Origin of the sequence: Collinsella sp. AK_207A (assembly GCF_902501965.1) — a bacterium.
Lineage (GTDB): Bacteria > Actinomycetota > Coriobacteriia > Coriobacteriales > Coriobacteriaceae > Collinsella.
On sequence record NZ_CABWID010000014.1, the window covers coordinates 267,584 to 288,370 of the forward strand.

The window sequence follows — 20,787 nt, forward strand, 5'->3', positions numbered from 1 at the left end:
TACGAACCCCTCTCAGCGTAATTTACCTCCAGCATTGTGCCCGAACGGCGTGCGTGCGAGGAGCGCGATTTTCGTCGGCGCAAAACGTCCGTCAAGAAGTCGTTCGATCAGCCCTCGAACCATAAGATCCGAGAGGAAGGTGAGGCATGCCCGCGCGTCCATCTCAAGCATGCGCGCGAGCTCATCGGCCCGCATGGGACTCGCGATAAGTGCCTCGACCACGCACTCCGCACGATCGTCGAGGTCCGGGACTCCGTCTACCCGCGGCCTCGAGAATCGCAACGTGCCGTAGATGCGCGAGATGGCCATCTCCAGATCTTCCTCATCGGCGATGCAGGTGGCGCCGAGCCCAATGAGGTGGTTGCTTCCGCGCGACTGCGGCGAGAGGATCGATCCCGGGACCGCGAGCAGCTCGCGACCGAGGTCCATGGCCGTCTCGGCCGTGCTGAACGTGCCCGAGGGAAGCCCCGCCTCGGTGATCATCACGGCGCTCGAGAGCGCGGCGATCACCCGGTTCCGCCTGGGAAATGCCCATTTGCGTGGCGGCGAGCCCCAAGGGTCGAGCGAGAGGATGAGCCCTCCGGCCTCGATGGTTCGCGCGAGCAGCGTCGCCGATGAGCGCGGGTAGACCACGTCCGCCCCGCAGCCGAGCACGGCGATGTGAACGCCTCCCGCGTCGAGCGCGGCGGTGCCCGCAGCCGCATCGCAACCGCGGGCACCGCCCGATACCACGGCCACGCTCGACTGCGCCGCCACACGCCCGGCGATCTCGGCAACGGCGATCCCGTAGGGCGTGGCCGAGCGCGCACCGATCACGGCCAACGCAGGCGCGTTCAAGACATCGAGGTTCCCCCAGGCGTAGAGGCGCTCGGGAGCGTCTTCCAGCTCACGCACGCCGTCGGGAAAGCGCTCGTCATCGAGGGTAAGCTCAAACCGGCTCGAGTTATCAGGCATGAGAGGACCTTCCCTGGTACATGGAGGCTTCGAGCACGTGCTCGCACGCGACCTCCTTAGATTCCTCGATATCCGCGATGGTGCGCGCCACCCGGCACAGGCGGACGATGCCGCGCCCGGTCAGGTGGACCCGACGGGCGATCTCCAGCAGCGAGCAGCGTGCCCGCGCATCGAGCTCAAACGGCGCGATCGCGCCCTCGATGCCCTTACCCGCGCACTGGCCTCTCCCACTGTCGACCCGACGCCTTCTACGCTGGGCCGCGAACTCTCTCCCACCCTTGACGATGGTCGCAAGGTCCTTCGATGAGAGCCCGCGCTCCCCTTCCACGATGAGTTTGGGATCCGGTCGTTGGATGTCGAGCATCAGGTCGATGCGGTCCGCAAGGGGCCCGCCAAGCTTTGCCTGGTAGCGCTCGACGGCGTAGGGCGGGCAGGTGCACGCAACCTCGCGATCGCCCAGATACCCGCAGGGACACGGGTTACTCGCCGCAAGCAGTTGGAACCGGGCGGGAAAGGTGTAGGCCCCCTCGGCCCGGACAATACGCACGCTTCCCCGCTCCATCGGCTGCCTGAGCGACTGGAGCACGGTGGAAGGGAACTCGGCGAGCTCATCCAAGAAGAGAACGCCCCCGTGTGCCAGACTGATCTCTCCGGGATGCACCGGGCGCCCGCCGCCCACCAGACCCGCTGTCGAGATGCTGTGGTGCGGGCTCCGGAACGGCCGCTCCCCTTGCAGAAGCCGGGAGACATCACCCTCCATCACGGAATGGATGCGCAGCGCCTCCTGCCGCTCGCTCTCGCCGATGGGCGGCAAGATGGTGGTCATGCGACGCGCGAGCATGGTCTTCCCCGCTCCCGGGGAACCGACCATGAGCATGCCGAGTCCGCCCGTCGCCGCGATGGCCAGGGCCCGCTTCGCCACCTCCTGCCCGATCACGTCGGCGAAGTCGAGCGAATCATGGGAGTGCCCGTCGGTTAGCGCGGAGGCATGGTTCGTAAACGCCCGTAACGACTCACCCGCCCCGCGGCGCAGATCCCCCACGTGTTCGAGGAAGGTGGCCGTTACGCCCTCGAGCTCAACATGATCGCTCGAGAACCCGCCCACGAGGGTGAGCCCCTCCTCGCGGGCGAGCAGGGCGTAGGGCACCTCCGCGCGCATGGGCAGGACGCCGCCGTCGAGCGCGAGCTCGCCGTTGAACAGGCACTGGTCGAGTCCGGCCTTGGGAATCTGCCCCGATATGGCGAGAATCGCGACCATGATGGGCAGGTCGAAGCCCGTGCCCGTCTTGCGCATATCCCCAGGCGCCAGGTTGACCGTGATGTTCCTTCGCGGCATCTCGTACCCACCGGCATGGAGCGCGGAGCGGATGCGGACGCGCGCATCCATGACCGCGGTATCGCCGAGCCCGACGATGCAGATACCAGGAATGCTGCCCGTCATCGACACCTCGACCGTGACGGGCACGGCCTCGACGCCCCTGATGCAGGCGGCATGCACCGCGAACGTTGTGTCCGACGCCGCGCTCATATGCCGGCTTCCCAATCGAAGGCGCCCACGATATGGTGCACGCGGCTCAAGCGCTTTGGCAGGACCGTAACGGCGATGACATCGAAGCGGACGCTCGGGAGCGGGAAGTTCTGCATGACGTAGCACGCGGCGATACGGCGGTAGCGGCGGCGCTTCTTCTTGTTCACCGCCTCTTCAGGGTAGACGCCATCGTCAAAGCGCTCGCGTCGCCTCGTCTTGACCTCGACCATCACGATGCACTCAGCGGCCGGGTCGTAGGCGACGATATCGGCCTCGCCCTCGGGACAGCGATAGTTGCGCTCGACGATCTCGTACCCGATGCTCTCGAGGTGCGCGACCGCGATCTGCTCGCCCAGGTCGCCGAGCTCCTTGGTAGTCAGCTCCTCAACGGATGGCTCGGCATCGGCCGGAGCGGTCCCCTGTTCCGGCTGACCTTGCAGCTCCGGTTCCCGCTCCGCGGCCTCCTCCCCCTCGCTCTCAACCATCTTCTGGACGAAGTACAGCTCGGTACTGCTCGTGACGAACTTCATGGGCGCTCCCTTCACTCGGTGGTGGGGAGAGTGTCCACCCGGCAATCTGAACTAGATTCCGCTTGAACTTGCAAATCGCTGAACTAGATTCGACGGGGATTCCGAGACATCTGATATGCGCAGGTCAGCGGACAGCTTCGTGCGCCTCCACGACCCGGCGGTCGCCGTCACCTACACGAATCCTCTAGGAAGTTTCCACAGAAGCTCACGCGGTGGATGGGGGTCAGCCCGTGCGCACGAATCGCTGCGATGTGCTCGGGCGAGCCATATCCCTTGCATTCGGCCAGGTGGTAGCCGGGATACGCGGCATCGAGCGAGACCATGAGGTGGTCTCGGGTCACCTTGGCGACGATGCTCGCGGCCGCGATGCAGGCGACCTTCGCGTCACCATGGACGACGTCGACCTCGTTGGGCACAGCACCCAGGGGGTTCCCATCCATGAGCACGCGATCGGGCTGGAGGCCCAGGTCGGAGACGGCGCCCGCCACCGCTTCACGCAGGGCGTGCGCCATCCCCACCTCGTCGATGCGCTCAGGTGGGATATGGCAGATGCCGATGCCCAGGGCAACCTCCGCGATACGCTCCGCGAGCTCCTCGCGCCGCGCGGGCGTGAGCTGTTTGGAATCGTTCACGCCCCACACGACGGGCTCAGCGGGAAGCTGGACCGCGCACACCGTGAGGGGGCCGGCGATCGAGCCGCGACCGACCTCGTCGACGCCCACGACCACGCCGGGACCGCCGAGCTCGTCCATCAGCTCGTACATGGCGCGCACGCGCTCGCGCTCCGCGGTCTCGCGGGCATGCCGCCTGAGCGCTCGCTCGCAGGATGCCTGTACCTGCTTGCGGGGGTCTCCGGCGTATTGCCGAGCCAGATCAACCACCTGCTCGAACGGAGCGCTCGCGAGCGCCTCGGCAATGGCGCGCGCCGTTGCTTTTGAGGAATCCAGGGTCATCTCCCCACCTTCTCGAAAAAGAGGAGCCGCCCCAACGGGACGGCTCCTCACATGCAGCAATACCTGACGGTACCGAGAACCTAGCGCTTCTCGGGGATGCGGGCGGCCTTGCCCACCTTGTCGCGCAGGTAGTAGAGCTTAGCGCGACGAACGCGACCGTGACGCACGACCTCGAGCTTGGCGATCTTGGGGCTGTGCAGGGGGAACGTGCGCTCCACGCCGATGCCGAAGCTGAGCTTGCGGACGGTGAAGGTCTCGCGGGAGCCGGCACCGCTCATGCGGATGACGTCGCCCTGGAACACCTGGATACGCTCGCGGTCACCCTCCTTGATGCGGTAGTGCACCTTGACGTTGTCGCCAACGCGGACCTGAGGGATGTCCTCGCGGATCTGCTGACGCTCAATTGCGCGGATGTAGTCCATGTTTCTTCCTCACTTCTGCCAGAGGTGCCGCGCGCGTACGCCGACACATGGGTTTTACAAACAAAACGATTATACGCAGGAGCTACCTACGTGCAAGCACCAAATCCGAGACGCTTCCCCATCAAGAGATATCCATCAGGAGGAGCGTCTCAGGTGAGATGCCTACTCGCCGTCGTGGTGACGGCGCGGGCGACGGCGCTCGCCGCCGTTGTCACCGGGACGACGCTCGGGACGGTCCTCGCGATCACGGCGCGGACGCGGGCGATCGCCGCGCTCACGACGCTCATGGCCGCCGTTGCCGCCCTCGCCGCGGCCGGAACCCGCCGGCGCCTCGGGCTTATCCAAGCGGTCGAGGCTGATCTTGCCGCGGTCGTCGACCTCGATGACCTTGACCTTGACCTCGTCGCCGATGTTCAGCACGTCCTCGACCTTCTCCACGCGGCCCTTGGCGACACGGGAGATGTGCAGGAGGCCGTCCTTGCCGGGCAGCAGGTTCACGAAGGCACCGAAGGGCTGGATGGAGACCACGCGGCCGGTGTACTCCTCTCCCTCCTCGGGAACCTTCACGATGAGCTGGATGCGCTCGATGGCCTGGTCGACGGCATCGCCGACGCCGCCGACGAAGATCGTGCCGTCCTCCTGGATGTCGATGGAGGCGCCGGTCTCGTCCTGGATGCCGCGGATGGTCTCGCCGCCCTTGCCGATGACCTCACGAATCTTGTCCTGTGGCACGCTCGTGGTCACGATGCGCGGAGCGGTGGGCTGCATGGCCTCGCGCGGCGCGGCGATCTGCTCGAGCATCTTGCCGAGAATGAAAGCGCGGCCCTCCTTGGCCTGCTCGAGGGCGGCCTTCAGGATATCGAACGTGAGGCCGGTAGCCTTGTTGTCCATCTGCAGGGCGGTGATGCCCTTGGAGGTGCCCGTCACCTTGAAGTCCATGTCGCCGAGGAAGTCCTCGAGACCCTGGATGTCGGAGAGGACGACGGTCTTGCCCTCCTCCTGAATGAGGCCCATGGCGATGCCGGAGACGGGAGCCTTGAGGGGCACGCCGCCGTCCATGAGCGCCAGGCAGCTACCGCAGGTGGAGGCCATGGAGCTGGAGCCGTTGGACTCCATCACGTCGGAGACCACGCGGATGGCGTAGGGGAACTCGGTCTCGTCGGGGATAACGGGCAGCAGCGCGCGCTCGGCGAGGTTGCCGTGGCCGATCTCGCGGCGCTTGGGCGCGCCCACGCGGCCGGTCTCGCCCGTGCAGTAGGGAGGGAAGTTGTACTGGTGCATGTAGCGCTTGGACGTCTCGGGGAAGATGGTGTCCAGGCGCTGGCCCTCGTTCAGCATGCCGAGCGAGAGCACGGAGAGCACCTGCGTCTGACCGCGCTGGAAGAGGCCGGAGCCATGCACGAGCGGCAGGTAGCCGGGCTTCACCATGATCGGGCGGATCTCGTTCGCGGCTCGGCCGTCAACGCGCTCGCCCGTCTCCACGACCATGCGACGCATGGCCTGCTTCTCGAGCTTCTTGAGCTGCACGGGGATGTCGCGCTCCCACTCGAGCTGCTCGTCCTCGGTGAACTCGGCCTTGATGCGGTCCTTGAGCTCGGCGACCTTGTCCTGGCGCGAGAGCTTGTCGGCGTCGCGGAGCGCTGCGGACATCTCGTCGTAGTGGGCGAAGACGCGCTCGTGGACCTCCTCGGAGGGCACATCGAGCGGGTACTCGCGGCGCACGATCGGGCCGTTGACCTGCTCCCACTCGGCAACGAAGTCGAGCTGGGCCTGGCAGAAGGCGCCGATGGCCTGCTGGCCGAACTGCATGGCGGCGAGCATGTCCTCCTCGGTCACCTCGTTGGCGCCGGCCTCCACCATGGAGATGAAGTCACCGGTACCGGCCAACTCGAGGTCGAGGTCGGAGGCCTCGCGCTCCTCGTAGGTGGGGTTCACGATGAACTCGCCGGTCTCGGTGTCGCGTGCGATGCGCACGCAGGCGAGCGGGCCCTCGAACGGCACGCCGCCGAGCGTCATGGCGAGGGAGGCGCCCATGGTGCAGATGACGTCGATCGGGTTCTCAGGGTCGCACACGAGCGTGGTGGCGACGATCTGGACCTCGTTGCGGAAGCCATCGGGGAAGCTCGGGCGGATGGGGCGGTCGATCATACGGGCCATGAGGGTGGCCTTGTCGGAGGGACGGCCCTCGCGCTTGAGGTAACCGCCGGGGATGCGCCCCACGGCGTACATCTTCTCGGCCACATCCACCGTGAGCGGGAAGAAGTCGTAGTTCTTGCGCTCCTTGGAGACCACGACGGTCGTGAGGGCGGTGGTGTCGCCCTGCTTCACGATCACGGCGCCGGTGGCCTGCTTGGCGAGTTCGCCGGACTCGAGGGTGTAGGTCTTGCCGAAGAGTTCGAAGGTCTTGCTTACTTTGGTCATTGTTCCTCTCATCTCCCCGCACCGCATTGCACGGGGGCTGCTTCGTGTCCGGAGCCGGTGGACGCGTCCGGACGATGTGAGTTCGGGCGGCGCCCGGACCCTACATGAAAAGGGGCGCGGTTGTTTCCGCGCCCCGCATGTACGACGTTACTGGATGTTGTCGCGGATGCCGAGCTCCTTGATGAGCTCACGGTACTCGTTGATGTCGTTCTTCTTGATGTAGGAGAGGAGACGACGACGCTTACCGACGAGCATGAGCAGGCCGCGGCGGGTGTGGAAGTCCTTCTGGTGGGACTTCATGTGCTCGGTGAGCTCCTTGATGCGGTCGGTGAGGATGGCCACCTGCACGCGGGAGTTGCCCGTATCCTGGGCGTTCTTGCCGAACTTAGCGGTGAGCTCCGCCTTGCGCTCCTTGGAAATCGTCATGATTTCACCTTTCTCTCTGGGGCTGAGCGGCCCCGATTCACCCAATACTGGGTAGGCCGTCGGTGATTCGGCCAACCAAGTAGGGGCAGTACCTGCGGTATGGTAGCACGACGCCCCCGTTCTCGCAGGATATCCACACCCTCGGGAACGGAATGGGCGCCGCTCCGGTTTAGACGCCGAGCAGGAACTCGAACGCGCGCAGACGGGCGTCGAGGTGCGTCGCGGCCCAACTATGGGCGAGCGAGAGCAGAAAGGTCGCCGTCATCGGGGAGATCTCCATGCCCGCGAGCTCATCGAAGCGATAGGCCATGAGGGCGCGCAGCCACGATATCGTGGCTGCATCAACTTCCTCCGCCCCGGCGACGGTATGGGCGCACGAGCCGCAGAGCAGGCCACCGGCCTGCGCGGAGAAATAGGTGACCGCCTCATCGCCGCAGGCGACGCAGGAGGAGAGGTCGGGCCGGTACCCGATGTGCGCGAGCAGCTTGAACACGAAGGCGGCGACCACCAGGTCGAGGCCGCCCTGGGTAGCCGCATCCCCCAAACCGCCGAGCACCTCGATGGCGCGCCGGGTGATCTGGAACACGAACGGGTCCTCGGCATCCTCGAAGGAACAGAGCCGGGCGACCTCGAGCACGACGGAAGCAGCCGAGAGCACTTCGTAGGCGGGCATGGCGCCGAGCGGCGCCCCGACGAGCTCCGCCTGGGAGACCACGTCCAGGTTCCGCCCGCGCGCGAGCAACAGGTCCGTCATGCAGCCAACCTCGCAGCGCGCGGCCGTGGCGGAGCCCGGCTTCCGCGCCCCCTTGGCAACGGCGCGGATCTGCCGGCCGTCCTCGGCGAGCAGGGCGAGAATCAGGTCCGTCTCCTTGAGCTTGGTCTTATCGAGCACCAGCGCCTGGATCCGGTACGTGCGCGCGCCGGCCATCTAGCGGCCCTTTGCGGTGGAGGCGCTCGGATGATGCGCCAGCAGTCCCACCACTACTCGTCCTCGGCGGCGTATCCGAACGCGCGGATCTCGCGCTCGCTCTCGCGCCAATTCGGCTTCACCTTCACGCCGAGCTCCAGGTACACCTGGCACCCGAAGATGCGCTCAAGGTCCGCCCGGGCATCGGTGCCGATGCGCTTCACCATCTCGCCACGTCTTCCGATGAGGATGCCCTTCTGGCCCTCGCGCTCCACATAGATGGTGGCACGCACGCGAAGCAGCCCCTTGCGCGGGCGCTCGATGGAATCGCACATCACGCCGACGGCGTGGGGCACCTCCTCCTTCGTGCGCAGCAGGACCTTCTCGCGCACGAACTCGGCCACGGTCATCTCGTCGGACTCGTCGGTGGCCATGCCCGTCGGGAACCAGCGCGGGCCCTCGGGAAGCAGAGCCGCCACCACGTCCACGAACCCGTCGACGTTGAAGCCCTCGGTCGCCGAGGTGACGATCTCGTCATCGAAGTCGACGAGCGCGTGGGCGGCCTCGAGCTGCGCGGTGAGCACCTCGGGGTTTGCGCGGTCCGCCTTCGTGAGCACGAGCACCTTCTTGGCCCGGCTCTTGGCCACGTGCTCGGCAACCCAGGCATCGCCCCGGCCGAAGGGCGCGCTCGCATCTACCAGGAAGGCCACAACGTCGACGTCGGCGATCTCGGCCAGGGCGGTCTTGTTGAGCTGGGCACCGAGTCCGTCCTTCGGCTTGTGAAGCCCCGGCGTGTCTACGATCACAAGCTGGCAGTCATCGCGGTTCACCACGGCGCGCAGGCGGCGGCGCGTGGTCTGGGCCACAGGCGAGGTGATGGCCACCTTGCTGCCCATGCAGGCGTTCAGCAAGGTCGACTTGCCGGCGTTGGGCCGGCCCACGAGCGCCACGAAACCACTCCGGAAGCCCTCGGGAACGTCGCCGATCGGCATCGCGCCGACCTCCGCGGCGACCCCGGCAACGGTCCCGGGCACCCCGCCGACGTCGAGCAGGGCGTCCAGCTCGTCATCGCTCATGCCCTCGAAGGGGTCGAACTCCTCGATCTCATCCATGTTGAACACCTTTCCTAATGACGCGAGACACTCGTCCACGCCCAGAATATGAATCGAGCCCGCCTACAGCAGGCCAAGCGCGTGCGCGTAGACCAAAAGTCCCACCACCGCAGACATGAACGAGAGCACGTACACGCTCGCCGCGGCGATGTCCTTGGCGCGCTTGGCGAGCGGGTGGAGCTCGTCGGTAGCGAGGTCGACCACGGCCTCGATGGCCGTGTTCGCCAGCTCGGCATGGATCACCAAGCCGCAGCAGATGAGGATGATGCACCACTCGGTCACGTCGAGTTGCAGGAGGAAGCCAACGATCAGCGCGGCCGCGCCCATGGCGAGCATCACCTTGATGTTGCGCTCCGTGCGCACCGCGGTGACGAACCCCTCCCAGGCGTAGCCGAAGGAACGGATGAAGGTGGGATGCTCCTTGTTGGAACCGGGGATCATCGCGTGAACCTCCTAAATATCGCGTCAGTCATCGAGATGGCGGGTCGTGGGACCGATGCGCACGGCGTCCGGGTCGTCTCCACGGCTCTCAGCGAGCGCGCGCAGGACCTCGAGCTCGCGGGCCTCCATGGCGAGCGCGCTCTCCTCGTCCACGTGGTCATAGCCGAGCAGGTGGAGCAGGCCGTGCACGAGCATGAGCCTGAACTCCTCAACGAACGTGTTCCCGAAGGTCGGGGCCTGGGCCTCGATGACCTCGGGGCAGAGCATCACATCGCCGAGCTCGACCGTCTCGTCAGCGGGCACCTCGCCTTCGAACGGCGAATCGCATTCGAAGGAGAGCACATCCGTGGGCACGTCGATGCCGCGCCACGCGGCGTTGAGCCCCTGCATCTCATCAGGGCCGATGATGGAGACGGAGACCGCGCAGGGGCGCTCGACGCCCTCGGCAGTCAGAACGGTCTGGAGCGCGAGCGTCATCTCGTCATGGGAAACGGGCGACCCCAGCCCGTCGTCGACGGAGAGCAGGACGGTAACCTGCGGCGTGTCGCTCATGAACGGCCTCCTTGCTGAGTATCCCAGGCGTCGTAGGCCTCGACGATGCGTCCCACGAGCTTATGACGGACCACGTCGCCGCGGCCCAGGTGCACGAAGGCGATGTCATCGACGTCGCCAAGGATGCACTCGATGTCGGCGAGCCCGCCGCGGCGCCGGGGGAGGTCCACCTGCGTGGCGTCACCGGTGATGACGAACGTGCTGTTGAAGCCCAGGCGCGTGAGGAACATCTTCATCTGCTCGGGCGTGGTGTTCTGCGCCTCGTCCAGGATGACGAAGGCGTCATTCAGGGTGCGCCCGCGCATGTACGCGAGCGGCGCGATCTCGATGACCCCGCGCTCGACCAGCTCGTTGGCGCGCTCGGCGTCGGTGAGGTCGTAGAGGGCATCGAGCAGCGGGCGCACGTAGGGATCCACCTTCTCCTCGAGCGTACCGGGGAGAAATCCCAGGCTCTCCCCTGCTTCGACCACGGGCCGCGTGAGCACCAGGCGACCGACCTCGTGGCGTTTGAGCGCCGCGACCGCCATGGCCATGGCAAGGTACGTCTTGCCCGTGCCCGCGGGCCCCAGGCAAAACGTCATCGTGTTGCTCCGGATGGCGTCGATATAGCGCTTCTGGCCGAGGGTCTTGGGCCGAATCGCGCGACCGCGGTACGTGAGCAGGATGTCGTTGGCAAAGCCAGCGCCAGCGGCGCCCTCGGATGCCAGCGCGTCGGCGATGCGCAGCGCGTCGTCCTCGCTCGGCGTCCTGCCCTCGGCAGCCATCTTCATGAGCTGGGTAAAGAGACGGGTGAGGAGTTCCACCTCGTCGGGCGTGCCGGACAGGGTGATGTCCCCGCCGCGCACGACCACGTTCCCCGGCACCCCGCGCTCGATGGCGCGGAGCACCGCATCCCCCGCGCCCGTCACGCGTGCGGGATCGACGTCTCCCGGAATGGACAGCCGAACCTGTGCGGTATCCAAAGGGCCTCCCTTACCGTCGCTCATCCCTCGACCAACCGGCACCGAACAAGGCCGGAATCTTCCACGCCCATGATACCAACCTTGGAGACCGAGCCCGGCGTGAGGTGCTCCGCGCCTTCGATAACGGCGCGATGGAAGGAACCGAGCGTGCCGCGGCCCGGATACTCGATCACGCAGCGCTCCCGGGAGCCGACGCGGCGGCGGGCGTCGTCGCGCGCAAGCCTGGTTGCAAGATCCCGCATCCGCACCGACCGCTCCGCCATCATCTCGGGCGGGACCTGCCCCGGCATGGTCGCCGCGGGGGTTCCCGGACGCTTGCTGTAGCGGAACACGTGCATCCGCGAGAGCCCCATGGCCTCGCAGAGCGCCAGCGACTCCCCGAACTCCTCATCCGTCTCACCGGGAAACCCGACGATCACGTCGGCGGAGAGCGCGATGGCCGGCAGCGCGGCACGGATGCCCTCGGCGAGCGCCAAAAGGTCATCGGCGCCATAGGGACGGTTCATGCGGCGAAGGGTGGCGGAGCAGCCCGATTGGATTGGCAGGTGCAGAAACGGGGCGACGCGCTCGCCGCCCTCGGCCATGGCAAGGATCAGGTCCTCATCCACGTCCATCGGCTCGATCGAGGAGAGCCGCAGCTGCGGGACCGCGGTGCGCCCGAGGATCTCGCGTACGAGACCCGCCGCTTCGCAGGTGCCGCCCCAGCCGTCATCCCCCCGGTACGCGCCGAGGTTCACGCCGGTGAGCACCACCTCGCCCGCACCGGCCGCGACGGCACCGCGCACCTGGCAGAGCACGTCTTCCACGGAAAGGGAGGTCTCGGGCCCGCGCGCCTTCCACACGATGCAGTAGCTGCAGCGATGGTTGCAGCCATCCTGAATCTTGACGCCCAGGCGCACGCGCCCATCGGAAACGCGGGTGCCCGCGGACGCATGACTCACGGGCACGGCGCCAAGCGTCCTGCATGCGGCGTCGACGATGCGCGCCTTTGCGGGTTCCACCACGACGCGCGGTGAGATTCCCTCGAGTTCCTCGGGGTTCAGGTTGACCGCGCAACCGGTCGCGACGACCCAGGGCTCAAGCGGGAGGGCGAGCGCATGGCGCACTGCCTTGCGCGTCTTGGCCTCGGCCTCGCCGGTGACTGCGCAGGTATTGATGACGACGAGCTCGGCATCCTCTTCCGCAGCCATAGCGAAGCCGGCGGCCGCGAGATCCGAGGAGATTCGATCGCTTTCCACGCGGTTCACGCGGCAGCCCAGGTTGACCACCGCAACGCGGCGTTCCGTCACGCGCACCGCCTAGTCGAGGATGTCGTCGATGGCGTCGCGGATGCGGTCGCCCACGGACCTCTTGCGCTCGAAGTCCTCGCCCACGGCTTCCTCATAGCGCTCGAGCGCCTGGCGCGCCTCGGCGGAAAGCTCGGTGGGAACGACGACCTTGACGCGCGCGACCAGGCGACCGCGCGCGCCGCCTCCGCCGATGCGCGGCATGCCGCGACCCTCGACGGTGACGAGCGCACCCGGCTGGGAGCCGGCGGGGACATGCATAGAGACGCGCTCGTCGGGCATGATGCCGTCGACCTCGACCGTGCAGCCGAGCGCAGCCTGGACCATGGAAACCGAGAGATCGAGGTAAAGGTCGTCGCCATGGCGCTCGAAGCGGTCATGGCGCTCAACCTCCACGGAGACGATGAGGTCGCCCGCGGGAGCGCCGCGGTACCCGGCCTCGCCGTAGCCCGAGACGCGCAGCTGACGCCCCGAGGAGATACCGGCGGGAACCTTGATGTCGAGCTTCTCGTGCGTGGGCGTCCGGCCCTGGCCATCGCACATATCGCAGGGATGGTCGATGACGGTGCCCTCGCCGTGGCAGTCGGGGCACGGTGCGCTCGACTGCACCTGGCCGAAGATCGAGCGCTGCACCTGCGTGACGTACCCGGTGCCATGGCAGCGCTTGCAGGGCTCCTCCTTGGCGCCCTCGGCGAGACCGGTACCGTGGCAGTCCTCGCAGGGAGCCAGGCGGTCGTAGCTGATCGTCTTGGTGCAGCCCTGAGCCGCCTCCTCGAGGGTGACGGAGAGCGAGATGGCCATATCGCGGCCCTGACGCCGCTGCTGGCGGCCAGCGTGCCCGCCGGCGGCGCCCCCGCCGAAGAACGACGAGAAGATGTCATCCATCCCCATGCCGCCGAAGATGTCGGAGAAGTCGACGTAGCCGGAGCCGCCCATGCCGTCGGCGGTGCCGAAGCGGTCGTAGTTGGCGCGCTTCTGCTCGTCGGAAAGCACGGAGTAGGCCTCGTTGACCTCCTTGAACTTCATCTCGGCATCGGGATCGTCCGAGACATCGGGGTGGACCTCACGCGCCTTCTTCAGAAACGCGCGCTTGATGGTCCGCGCATCGGCATCGCGCTCGACGCCCAGCACCTCGTAGTAGTCCCTCTTATCCGACACGGTGGAGATCCCCCTCGTACAACCTATGCGATATACCTCATAAACCTGCCCGTATGCGGACAGCGCACCACATTATGCCCAAGGATGCGGGAAATAACCAGCCCGTGGGAGAATCGCACCCCGCCCCCATGCGGGTCCGGGGCGTCGAGACCGTTCCAGTACCTAGTGGCCGTACGGAATCAGCATGGCCCGCTGCGAGCAGCTCACGAACCACACGAGCACGAGCGCCATGAAGAGGCTGTTGGCCGCGCCGTTGGCCAGCACCAGGGCGCCGTTTCTCCACCAGCGGCTCGAGCGGCGGAGCACGCCGTCGGAGACCACCATGGCCGTGCCGCAGACGACGGCTCCGATGCAGATGAGCGCGAAAATGGAGAACACGCCCATAAGGGCGGCGAGCACGAGGAACGGCAGGGCGAACCCCACGACGTAGAAACCGGTCCGAGCGCGTCCCTCCAAGCGCTCGGCGGCGACCTTGGCCCGGCCGACCAAGTCGCCCGCCGCGGCGCCGTTGGTCCCCGCGTGCCCCAGGCCGGGCAGGCGGACGGCGTCGCCGTCATGCGTGCCCGCCGGGAACTGGATCACCGCCTCTGACATGACGGGCGTGCGCCCGGTACCGCCGCAATCGGGGCACGGGTCGGCCACCACCTTGCCGGAGCCGCCGCACTCGGGGCAGACCATCTGCACGCGCCCCATACCGAAGAGCGAGGACATGTCGACGTCGATCGCGCCGGAACCGCCGCACGTGGGACAAGTGCGGGCGTGCTCGGCCGCCACCGAACCCGATCCGTGGCAATGGCTGCACGGCTCGTAGCGCCGGTACTTCACCGCGGTCTTGAGGCCGTTTCTCGCCTGCTCGGCGTTGAGCGTGACCTCCACGACCACGTTAGCGCCCTCTTCAGGGTTGTAGGCTGAAGCGGGGCGACGCCTTCCGGCACCAGCCATGTCGAATGGGAAGCCGAAGGGTGACCATCCACCAGGGTACCCGCTGTAACCGCCGCCGTACGGACTGGAGGAAGGTGCCGTCTGGCCGGTGCCGGCAAATGGGTTGCCGGAGCGCATGGCATCGTAGCGGGCGCGCTTCTGGTCATCGGAGAGGACGGCGTAGGCCTCGGAGACCTCCTTGAAGCGGTCCTCGGCATCCGACGCCTTATTGACGTCCGGGTGGAGCTTACGGGCCTTTTGCTGGAACGCCTTCTGGATCTCCTTCTTGTCGGCGTCCTTGGAGACACCGAGGATGGCGTAATAGTCTTTTTCGTTCATCGCTGACATGCGGATGGAAACCTCCGAAAGGCGGGCGCGCGGCCGAGAATCGAATACGGCTTCAAGCATACCCGCAATGACGCTGGTAAAACCGAGGGGATGGAACAGGGGATGAAGATTCCCTTAACCCCCGCCGCGCGATGCGGGTGAAAGGGAACGATCCGGGCACAGACGTGAATCGGCCACCTAGGAGGCGAGGTCCCAGAAGAGGCCGTAGAGCTCGTTGCCGAGGAGCCAGCCCTGCTCGGTGGGAACGAGCCTGCCTTCGCGCTCGGATGCGAGGCCGCGGCCAAGCGCCTCCTCGACGGCGCGATCGAGGAGTCCGGCCGGCACGACGTCGCGAAAGCGCTCGATCTGGGCGAGGGACACCCCCTGGGTCATGCGCATGCCGAGCATGAGGTCCTCGGCCGCGGCCTCGCGGGCCGTGAGCTGCTCCACCTCGAAGGCGAGATCGGCCAGGCAACGGGTGTCGGCGACGGCGCGAGCGTCGGAGGTCACGGTGATCCGAAAGCGCGTGGAGGTCTCCAACGGTCGGGGAAGCTGCGGGACCGCGCCGAGCAGGCCATCGTACCCTCCCCTGCCGAGCATGCTCGCGGCGGAGGTGCCGAGGCCCAGGTACTCGACCCCGCTCCAGTACGCGATGTTGTGCCGGCACGCGCGGCCCGGTCGGGCGTAGCTCGCCACCTCATAGCGCGCAAGACCCGCGCGGTTGAGCGTGGCCTCGGCGATCTGCATGAAATCCGCCTCGGTATCGTCCTCGGGCCAGGGAAGCTCGCCCTCCTCGCACAGGCGCTCCATGGGCGTTCCCTCCTCGATCATAAGGGGATAGCAGCTCACATGGTCCACGCCGAGGCCGACGGCCGTGTCGAGCGAGCGCTGCCAGCTCTCACGCGTTTGAAACGGAATGCCGCACATAAGGTCGATCGAGACGTCGAGGCCGGAGGCGCGGGCGGCGGCAACGCGCTCCCGCGCGCGGCGGGCATCGTGGATGCGGCCGAGGGCGCGCAGCTCGCGATCGTCGAAGCTCTGCGCCCCGAGGGAGACGCGCGTGAATCCGCTGCGCCGTGCTGCAGCGAGCACGTCGTCGGTAAGGGATTCGGGATTCGCCTCGAAGCTCGCCTCGAAGAAGGGTGTGGAGACCTGATCGTCACAGGCTTCCTTGAGACGGGCAAGCCCCTCGGCCCCGAGCATAGTCGGCGTCCCCCCGCCCACGTAAAGGGTGTTCGCCCCAGCGAGCAGGCCCGTCGCACCCGCCTCGCCGACGAGCCCGGTCAGCGATCGCGCGTAAGCGTCCACGAGGGCATCGTCCCGGCGTAGGGCGCTCGTCGCGAAATCGCAATAGCGGCAGCAGGCGGCGCAGAAGGGAACGTGGAGGTAGAGGGAGCCAACCGGCATGCTAGACGCCGGCTTCCGGGACCGCCTGCGTCGCCGCAACTGCATCCCGAATCTCATCCACCAGGGCACTGAAGTCCTCATACGACTCGCATGCGACGGAGCGGGCCCGCCACGCGGCGGCATTCGGCATCCCCTTGAGATACCAGGCAGCGAAGGTGCGCGCTTTGCGCATATGGAGTCCGAGGTCGCGCAGGAGGTCGAGGTGCTCCTGCAGGGCGTCGAGGCGTTCCGCCCAGCCGTGCTCCTCAACGCATCCACCATGAAAGAGCGCCTGAGCATCGTGGAAGATCCAGGGGTTACCGTACGTGCCGCGCGCAATGAAGACGGCGCTCGCAGCCGTGTCGGCGAGCATGCAGGCCGCGTCCCGCGCGCTGAAGACGTCGCCGGATCCGATGACCGGCACCTGCACGCGCGCGGCCACGGCGTCGATCACCGACCAGTCGGCCTTGCCCGTATAGAGCTGGCGCGCCGTACGGCCATGCACCGCGACGGCGGCGGCGCCCGCGGCCTCCATGCGCGCGGCGAAGTCCGGCGCGGTCGCCGGTCCCTCGCGGAAGGATTTGCGCAACTTCACGGTGACGGGAACCTGAGCCTCGGAGACGGCGGCGCGGACGATCTCCTCGGCTACCTCGGGCGCCTCCATGAGCGCCGAGCCCTCGCCCTTGGTGATGACCTTGCGGGCCGGGCACGCCATGTTGATGTCGATGGCCGTCAGGCGCTCGCCCACGCGCTCCTGCACGGCGCAGACGGCGGAGGCGAACTGCTCGGGCTTGCTCCCGAAGAGCTGGACGCAGATCTGCGGCTCCTCGGCGGCAGGCAGCACCAAATCCCAGGTCTTCTCGCTCGCATACGCGAGGCCCGCGACCGAGACCATCTCGGAATACGCCATCGCGGCGCCCCGCCGGCGGCACATGATGCGGTAGGCGGCATCGGTAACGCCAGCCATGGGAGCAAGGAGGAACGGCTGGGCCGAAAAGCGTTCGGGCAAAGACGCGGTGCACGGGAACCGCACCTCGGCACCGCGTTCTACGGGATTACTCATCGACCTTGAGGATCGCCAAGAAGGCCTCCTGCGGCACGTCGACGGAACCAACGGCCTTCATGCGCTTCTTACCCTCCTTCTGCTTCTCCAGCAGCTTGCGCTTGCGCGAGATGTCGCCGCCGTAGCACTTGGCGAGCACGTCCTTGCGCAGCGCGCGCACGGTGCTCCGCGCGATGATCTTGTTGCCGATGGCACCCTGGATGGGCACCTCGAACTGCTGGCGCGGGATGATCTCCTTCAGCTTGTCGCAGAGACCGCGCGCGAGCTGGTAGGCCTTGTCCTTGTGCACGATGAACGAGAGCGCGTCCACCTCGTCGCCGGAGAGCAGGATGTCGAGCTTGACGAGCTCGGAGGGCTGGTAGCCGGAAAACTCATAGTCGAGCGAGGCGTAGCCCTTGGTACGGCTCTTCAGCTGGTCGAAGAAGTCGAGGATGAGCTCGGCGAGCGGGATCTGGAAATGCATCTCGACGGAGCGCCCGGAGAGGTGAATCATATCCTCCATCACGCCGCGGTGCTCGATGGCAAGCTGCATCACGGCGCCCGTGAACTCGGGCGGGCAGATGACCTTGGCCTTCAGGAAGGGCTCCTCGATATGGTCGATGCGCGTGACATCGGGGAGGTCCTGCGGGCTTCGCACGCCGATCTGCGAGCCGTCCGTCAGGAAGACATGGTAGTCCACGCTCGGGCTCGTGGCGATGAGGTCGAGGTCGAACTCACGCTCCAGGCGCTCCTTCACGACCTCCATGTGCAGTAGCCCCAAAAAGCCCACGCGGAAGCCGAAGCCGAGGGCCACGGAGGTCTCGGGCGTCCAGGTGAGCGAAGGGTCGTTGACGTGGAGCTTCTCGAGCGCGTCGCGCAGGTTCTCGTACTCTTTGTTGTCGATGGGAAACAGGCCGGTGTAGACCATGGGCTTGGCCTCGCGGTATCCCGGCAGCGCCTCGGCGCACGGACGGTCGCGATACGTGAGGGTGTCTCCCACGCGCACGGCCTCGGGACGCTTGAGGCCCGTCACCACGAAGCCGACCTCGCCCACGCCGAGCTCGTCGACCATGACCTCGGCGGGACGCTTGACGCCCACGCCGTCCACGAGGAAGTCCTCGCCGCGCTGCATCATGAGTAGCTGGTCGCCCTTGCGGATGTGTCCGTCGAGCACGCGGACCATGGCGACGACACCCCGGTACTCGTCAAAGTAGGAGTCGAGGATGAGGGCCTTGAGCGGTGCCTCGGCGTCGCCGGTCGGCGGCTTGATGAGGAAGACGATGGACTCCAGCAGATCGTGGATGCCCTCGCCCGTCTTGCCGGAGACGAGCACGGCGTCGTCCGCGGGAATGGCCAGCTCGTCCTCGATCTCGGTCTTGACCTCGTCCGGGTGGGCGGAGGGAAGGTCGATCTTGTTGATGGCGGGCACGATGTCCAGGTCGGCGTTCATGGCGAGGTTCGCGTTGGAGACCGTCTGGGCCTCCACGCCCTGGGTGGCGTCCACCACGAGCACGGCACCCTCGCAGGCGGCGAGCGAGCGGGAGACCTCGTAGGTGAAATCCACGTGACCCGGCGTGTCGATGAGGTTGAACTGGTAGGTCTCACCGTCGTCGGCGTCGTACATCACGCGGACGGCGTTGGACTTGATGGTGATGCCGCGCTCCCGCTCGATGTCCATGGTATCGAGCAGCTGGTTCTCCATGTCGCGCTCATCGACGGTGCGCGTGAGCTCCAGGATGCGGTCGGAGATGGTTGACTTGCCATGGTCGATGTGGGCGACGATGGAAAAGTTCCTGATATGTGAGGTATCTGTAGTAGCCATGTCGGCCATTGTAGCGGAATCTGCCGTCCGCTGGGGTGTGGCGGGAGAATATCATCCCGTGCTCAGACAGCGCTTGGCGAGCTGCGCGCGGGATGATATTCCCCCGCCCGTCCGCTGCGAAGCGCCTGCTTCAATTTGTCAGTCATCACGCTAAAAAGAAAAAAGACCCGCACGGGGCGGGTCTTTTGAAAGCTATGGTTTGGAAACCTAGGCGATCTTGTTGACCAGGTTCTGCACGCCGCTCTTGCGGTTGGCGGCCTGGTTCTTGTGGATGACGCCCTTGGCAACGGCCTTGTCGAGCGCGCGGTAGCAACGCGTGGCAGCGGCGGCGGCGGCGGCCTTGTCGCCGGCCTCGGCGGCGGCCTGGACGTGCTTGATGAGGGTCTTCAGCTCCGAACGGACGGCCTTGTTGCGAACGCGGGCAACCTCGGCGGTACGGATGCGCTTCTTCTGGGACTTGATGTTAGCCACTTCTGGTTTCCTTTCAAAAACTGTCGTTGTATCCGGAACTGAGACACGGTTTCCGTCAAACAGGGGAAGAGTATACCATCTGCGTTGCAGATGCAATCAACGGCAAGAAAAACGCAAAGGCAGGGACGGTAATCCGGGCCAACCGGTGCGCACTATCACGACGCCCGACGTTCCACGCGCGTCAGCATGCCGATCACCCACAGCTGCAGGGCCAGCCGAGAATCGCGCGAGCCCTTTACCGCGAGCTCGACGTCGACGGCGGAGCGGAGAGCGTCGGTGAGCTCGGACATCTTCCACCTGCGAGCCCAGGCAGCATGGTTCTTGATCTGCCATTGCTGCACGCCGAGCGTCTTGGCAAGCTCACCCGACTGCCCCCGGACGTCGAGCGCCTTGGCAACGACGAGCTGGCGGATACGGCCGACGAGCAGGGTGTAGAGCAAGACCTCGCTCTTATCGGGCTGGAGCCTGAGGTTCTCGAGCGCGCGGCGCATATCGCGTGCGCTCACGGCATCGAGCAGCGGCCAGGGCTTGGCCTCGGCGGTGCGCACCACGAGCCGTTCCACGTCCTCGCGCGTGATGACGGCCCCGGCAACCTGCTGGGCCAGGCGTTTCACCTCGTTATCGAGGAGCCTCGTGTTCTCGCCCGCGCGGCTCACGAGTTCCTCCGCAGCCTCCATGTCCATGGTCTTGCCGTGGGCACCGGCCATGGAGACCACCTGGCGCGGCAGCTCCCACGCCTTCTTGGGGGCGCAGTCCACCACGGCCTTGGCTCCGAGCTTCGCCATCGCCTTGTACAGGCGGGTGTTCTTGGCAAGCTTCTCGGCCACAACCAGACAGACCGTCGTGGGAGACGGGTTCTTGAAGTAGTCCACCAAGGGCTCGCTCACTGCCTTCGGCAGCCGGTCGCAGTTGAGAAGTATCACCAAGCGGAAGTCCGTGCCCATAGGGAGCGTGTTCAGCGAGGCGATGACGTCATCGACGGGAGCATCTTTGGAGAGATCGCGTTCGTCGATGTTGAAGTCGGCCATGCCAGTCTTCTCGAGGCGCGCCTTCATGCGATCCACGGCGGTCGAGCGCTTGAGCTCGTCCGCCCCGACGATCAAATAACCCGGGAGCAGCTGGTTGTCTGCCATGGCCCCTCTCCTTCCAAGCACGGTTCACCCCTA

At 66.6% G+C, this 20,787-nt stretch carries 20 protein-coding genes; all 20 read right to left on the minus strand.

Features of this window, described 5'->3' with window-relative positions:
• Positions 1-12: 12 nt before the first annotated feature.
• The 20 genes from GDJ97_RS04715 to holA all read right to left on the minus strand — a co-directional run bounded on the left by GDJ97_RS04715 (position 13) and on the right by holA (position 20,754).
• Entirely contained in the window at positions 13-954 is a 942-nt protein-coding gene (locus GDJ97_RS04715) for a DNA-processing protein DprA (protein ID WP_152070046.1), read from the minus strand.
• Positions 947-2,482, minus strand: coding sequence for a YifB family Mg chelatase-like AAA ATPase (locus tag GDJ97_RS04720; protein ID WP_152070047.1), 1,536 nt, complete (start codon positions 2,480-2,482; stop codon positions 947-949). Before GDJ97_RS04720 ends, GDJ97_RS04715 begins: the two co-directional genes overlap by 8 nt.
• Positions 2,479-3,012: a YraN family protein gene (locus GDJ97_RS04725; RefSeq protein WP_226808823.1), complete on the minus strand. Its 534-nt coding sequence runs from the start codon at positions 3,010-3,012 to the stop codon at positions 2,479-2,481. Before GDJ97_RS04725 ends, GDJ97_RS04720 begins: the two co-directional genes overlap by 4 nt.
• Before the next feature lie 167 nt (positions 3,013-3,179).
• Complete coding sequence (locus GDJ97_RS04730) at positions 3,180-3,965, minus strand: ribonuclease HII (protein WP_152070048.1); 786 nt, start codon at positions 3,963-3,965, stop codon at positions 3,180-3,182.
• Positions 3,966-4,045: 80 nt separating this feature from the next.
• Positions 4,046-4,387: a 50S ribosomal protein L19 gene (gene rplS, locus GDJ97_RS04735; RefSeq protein ID WP_152070049.1), complete on the minus strand. Its 342-nt coding sequence runs from the start codon at positions 4,385-4,387 to the stop codon at positions 4,046-4,048.
• 162 nt (positions 4,388-4,549) lie between these two features.
• Complete coding sequence (locus GDJ97_RS04740) at positions 4,550-6,808, minus strand: polyribonucleotide nucleotidyltransferase (RefSeq protein WP_152070050.1); 2,259 nt, start codon at positions 6,806-6,808, stop codon at positions 4,550-4,552.
• A 147-nt stretch (positions 6,809-6,955) separates the two neighbouring features.
• Positions 6,956-7,234: a 30S ribosomal protein S15 gene (rpsO, locus tag GDJ97_RS04745; protein ID WP_152070051.1), complete on the minus strand. Its 279-nt coding sequence runs from the start codon at positions 7,232-7,234 to the stop codon at positions 6,956-6,958.
• 169 nt (positions 7,235-7,403) lie between these two features.
• Positions 7,404-8,162 carry a DNA repair protein RecO gene (gene recO, locus GDJ97_RS04750; protein ID WP_152070052.1) on the minus strand — a complete coding sequence of 253 codons (759 nt, stop codon included), beginning with the start codon at positions 8,160-8,162 and terminating at the stop codon, positions 7,404-7,406.
• Between the two features lie 53 nt (positions 8,163-8,215).
• Positions 8,216-9,253 (minus strand): GTPase Era, encoded by a 1,038-nt coding sequence (gene era / locus GDJ97_RS04755; RefSeq protein ID WP_152070053.1) that lies wholly within the window; start codon positions 9,251-9,253, stop codon positions 8,216-8,218.
• A 63-nt stretch (positions 9,254-9,316) separates the two neighbouring features.
• Positions 9,317-9,694 (minus strand): diacylglycerol kinase family protein, encoded by a 378-nt coding sequence (locus GDJ97_RS04760; protein ID WP_152070054.1) that lies wholly within the window; start codon positions 9,692-9,694, stop codon positions 9,317-9,319.
• Positions 9,695-9,718: 24 nt separating this feature from the next.
• Positions 9,719-10,246 (minus strand): rRNA maturation RNase YbeY, encoded by a 528-nt coding sequence (gene ybeY, locus GDJ97_RS04765; protein WP_152070055.1) that lies wholly within the window; start codon positions 10,244-10,246, stop codon positions 9,719-9,721.
• Positions 10,243-11,208, minus strand: coding sequence for a PhoH family protein (locus GDJ97_RS04770; RefSeq protein ID WP_152070056.1), 966 nt, complete (start codon positions 11,206-11,208; stop codon positions 10,243-10,245). Before GDJ97_RS04770 ends, ybeY begins: the two co-directional genes overlap by 4 nt.
• A gap of 20 nt (positions 11,209-11,228) precedes the next feature.
• Positions 11,229-12,497, minus strand: a complete 1,269-nt coding sequence (locus tag GDJ97_RS04775; RefSeq protein ID WP_152070057.1) for a MiaB/RimO family radical SAM methylthiotransferase — start codon at positions 12,495-12,497, stop codon at positions 11,229-11,231.
• A 9-nt stretch (positions 12,498-12,506) separates the two neighbouring features.
• Entirely contained in the window at positions 12,507-13,652 is a 1,146-nt protein-coding gene (gene dnaJ, locus GDJ97_RS04780; protein ID WP_152070058.1) for a molecular chaperone DnaJ, read from the minus strand.
• 162 nt (positions 13,653-13,814) lie between these two features.
• Positions 13,815-14,921: a DnaJ domain-containing protein gene (locus GDJ97_RS04785; protein WP_193221313.1), complete on the minus strand. Its 1,107-nt coding sequence runs from the start codon at positions 14,919-14,921 to the stop codon at positions 13,815-13,817.
• A 177-nt stretch (positions 14,922-15,098) separates the two neighbouring features.
• Positions 15,099-16,307, minus strand: coding sequence for a radical SAM family heme chaperone HemW (gene hemW / locus GDJ97_RS04790; protein WP_152070059.1), 1,209 nt, complete (start codon positions 16,305-16,307; stop codon positions 15,099-15,101).
• Position 16,308: 1 nt separating this feature from the next.
• Positions 16,309-17,349: a tRNA dihydrouridine synthase DusB gene (gene dusB / locus GDJ97_RS04795; RefSeq protein ID WP_152070060.1), complete on the minus strand. Its 1,041-nt coding sequence runs from the start codon at positions 17,347-17,349 to the stop codon at positions 16,309-16,311.
• Positions 17,342-19,150 carry a translation elongation factor 4 gene (gene lepA, locus GDJ97_RS04800; protein WP_152070061.1) on the minus strand — a complete coding sequence of 603 codons (1,809 nt, stop codon included), beginning with the start codon at positions 19,148-19,150 and terminating at the stop codon, positions 17,342-17,344. Before lepA ends, dusB begins: the two co-directional genes overlap by 8 nt.
• Positions 19,151-19,357: 207 nt before the next feature.
• Positions 19,358-19,621 (minus strand): 30S ribosomal protein S20, encoded by a 264-nt coding sequence (rpsT, locus tag GDJ97_RS04805; RefSeq protein ID WP_152070062.1) that lies wholly within the window; start codon positions 19,619-19,621, stop codon positions 19,358-19,360.
• Between the two features lie 155 nt (positions 19,622-19,776).
• Complete coding sequence (gene holA / locus GDJ97_RS04810) at positions 19,777-20,754, minus strand: DNA polymerase III subunit delta (protein WP_152070063.1); 978 nt, start codon at positions 20,752-20,754, stop codon at positions 19,777-19,779.
• Positions 20,755-20,787: the final 33 nt, after the last annotated feature.

Bases quoted from the DNA above. Each gene is read 5' to 3' on its own strand.
- rplS (WP_152070049.1), bottom strand. From the start codon at position 4,387: ATGGACTACATCCGCGCAATTGAGCGTCAGCAGATCCGCGAGGACATC.
- GDJ97_RS04720 (WP_152070047.1), bottom strand. From the start codon at position 2,482: ATGAGCGCGGCGTCGGACACAACGTTCGCGGTGCATGCCGCCTGCATC.
- GDJ97_RS04740 (WP_152070050.1), bottom strand. From the start codon at position 6,808: ATGACCAAAGTAAGCAAGACCTTCGAACTCTTCGGCAAGACCTACACC.
- lepA (WP_152070061.1), bottom strand. From the start codon at position 19,150: ATGGCTACTACAGATACCTCACATATCAGGAACTTTTCCATCGTCGCC.
- holA (WP_152070063.1), bottom strand. From the start codon at position 20,754: ATGGCAGACAACCAGCTGCTCCCGGGTTATTTGATCGTCGGGGCGGAC.
- dusB (WP_152070060.1), bottom strand. From the start codon at position 17,349: ATGAGTAATCCCGTAGAACGCGGTGCCGAGGTGCGGTTCCCGTGCACC.
- rpsO (WP_152070051.1), bottom strand. From the start codon at position 7,234: ATGACGATTTCCAAGGAGCGCAAGGCGGAGCTCACCGCTAAGTTCGGC.
- recO (WP_152070052.1), bottom strand. From the start codon at position 8,162: ATGGCCGGCGCGCGCACGTACCGGATCCAGGCGCTGGTGCTCGATAAG.
- ybeY (WP_152070055.1), bottom strand. From the start codon at position 10,246: ATGAGCGACACGCCGCAGGTTACCGTCCTGCTCTCCGTCGACGACGGG.
- era (WP_152070053.1), bottom strand. From the start codon at position 9,253: ATGGATGAGATCGAGGAGTTCGACCCCTTCGAGGGCATGAGCGATGAC.
- GDJ97_RS04785 (WP_193221313.1), bottom strand. From the start codon at position 14,921: ATGTCAGCGATGAACGAAAAAGACTATTACGCCATCCTCGGTGTCTCC.
- GDJ97_RS04760 (WP_152070054.1), bottom strand. From the start codon at position 9,694: ATGATCCCCGGTTCCAACAAGGAGCATCCCACCTTCATCCGTTCCTTC.
- GDJ97_RS04715 (WP_152070046.1), bottom strand. From the start codon at position 954: ATGCCTGATAACTCGAGCCGGTTTGAGCTTACCCTCGATGACGAGCGC.
- GDJ97_RS04725 (WP_226808823.1), bottom strand. From the start codon at position 3,012: ATGAAGTTCGTCACGAGCAGTACCGAGCTGTACTTCGTCCAGAAGATG.
- hemW (WP_152070059.1), bottom strand. From the start codon at position 16,307: ATGCCGGTTGGCTCCCTCTACCTCCACGTTCCCTTCTGCGCCGCCTGC.
- GDJ97_RS04730 (WP_152070048.1), bottom strand. From the start codon at position 3,965: ATGACCCTGGATTCCTCAAAAGCAACGGCGCGCGCCATTGCCGAGGCG.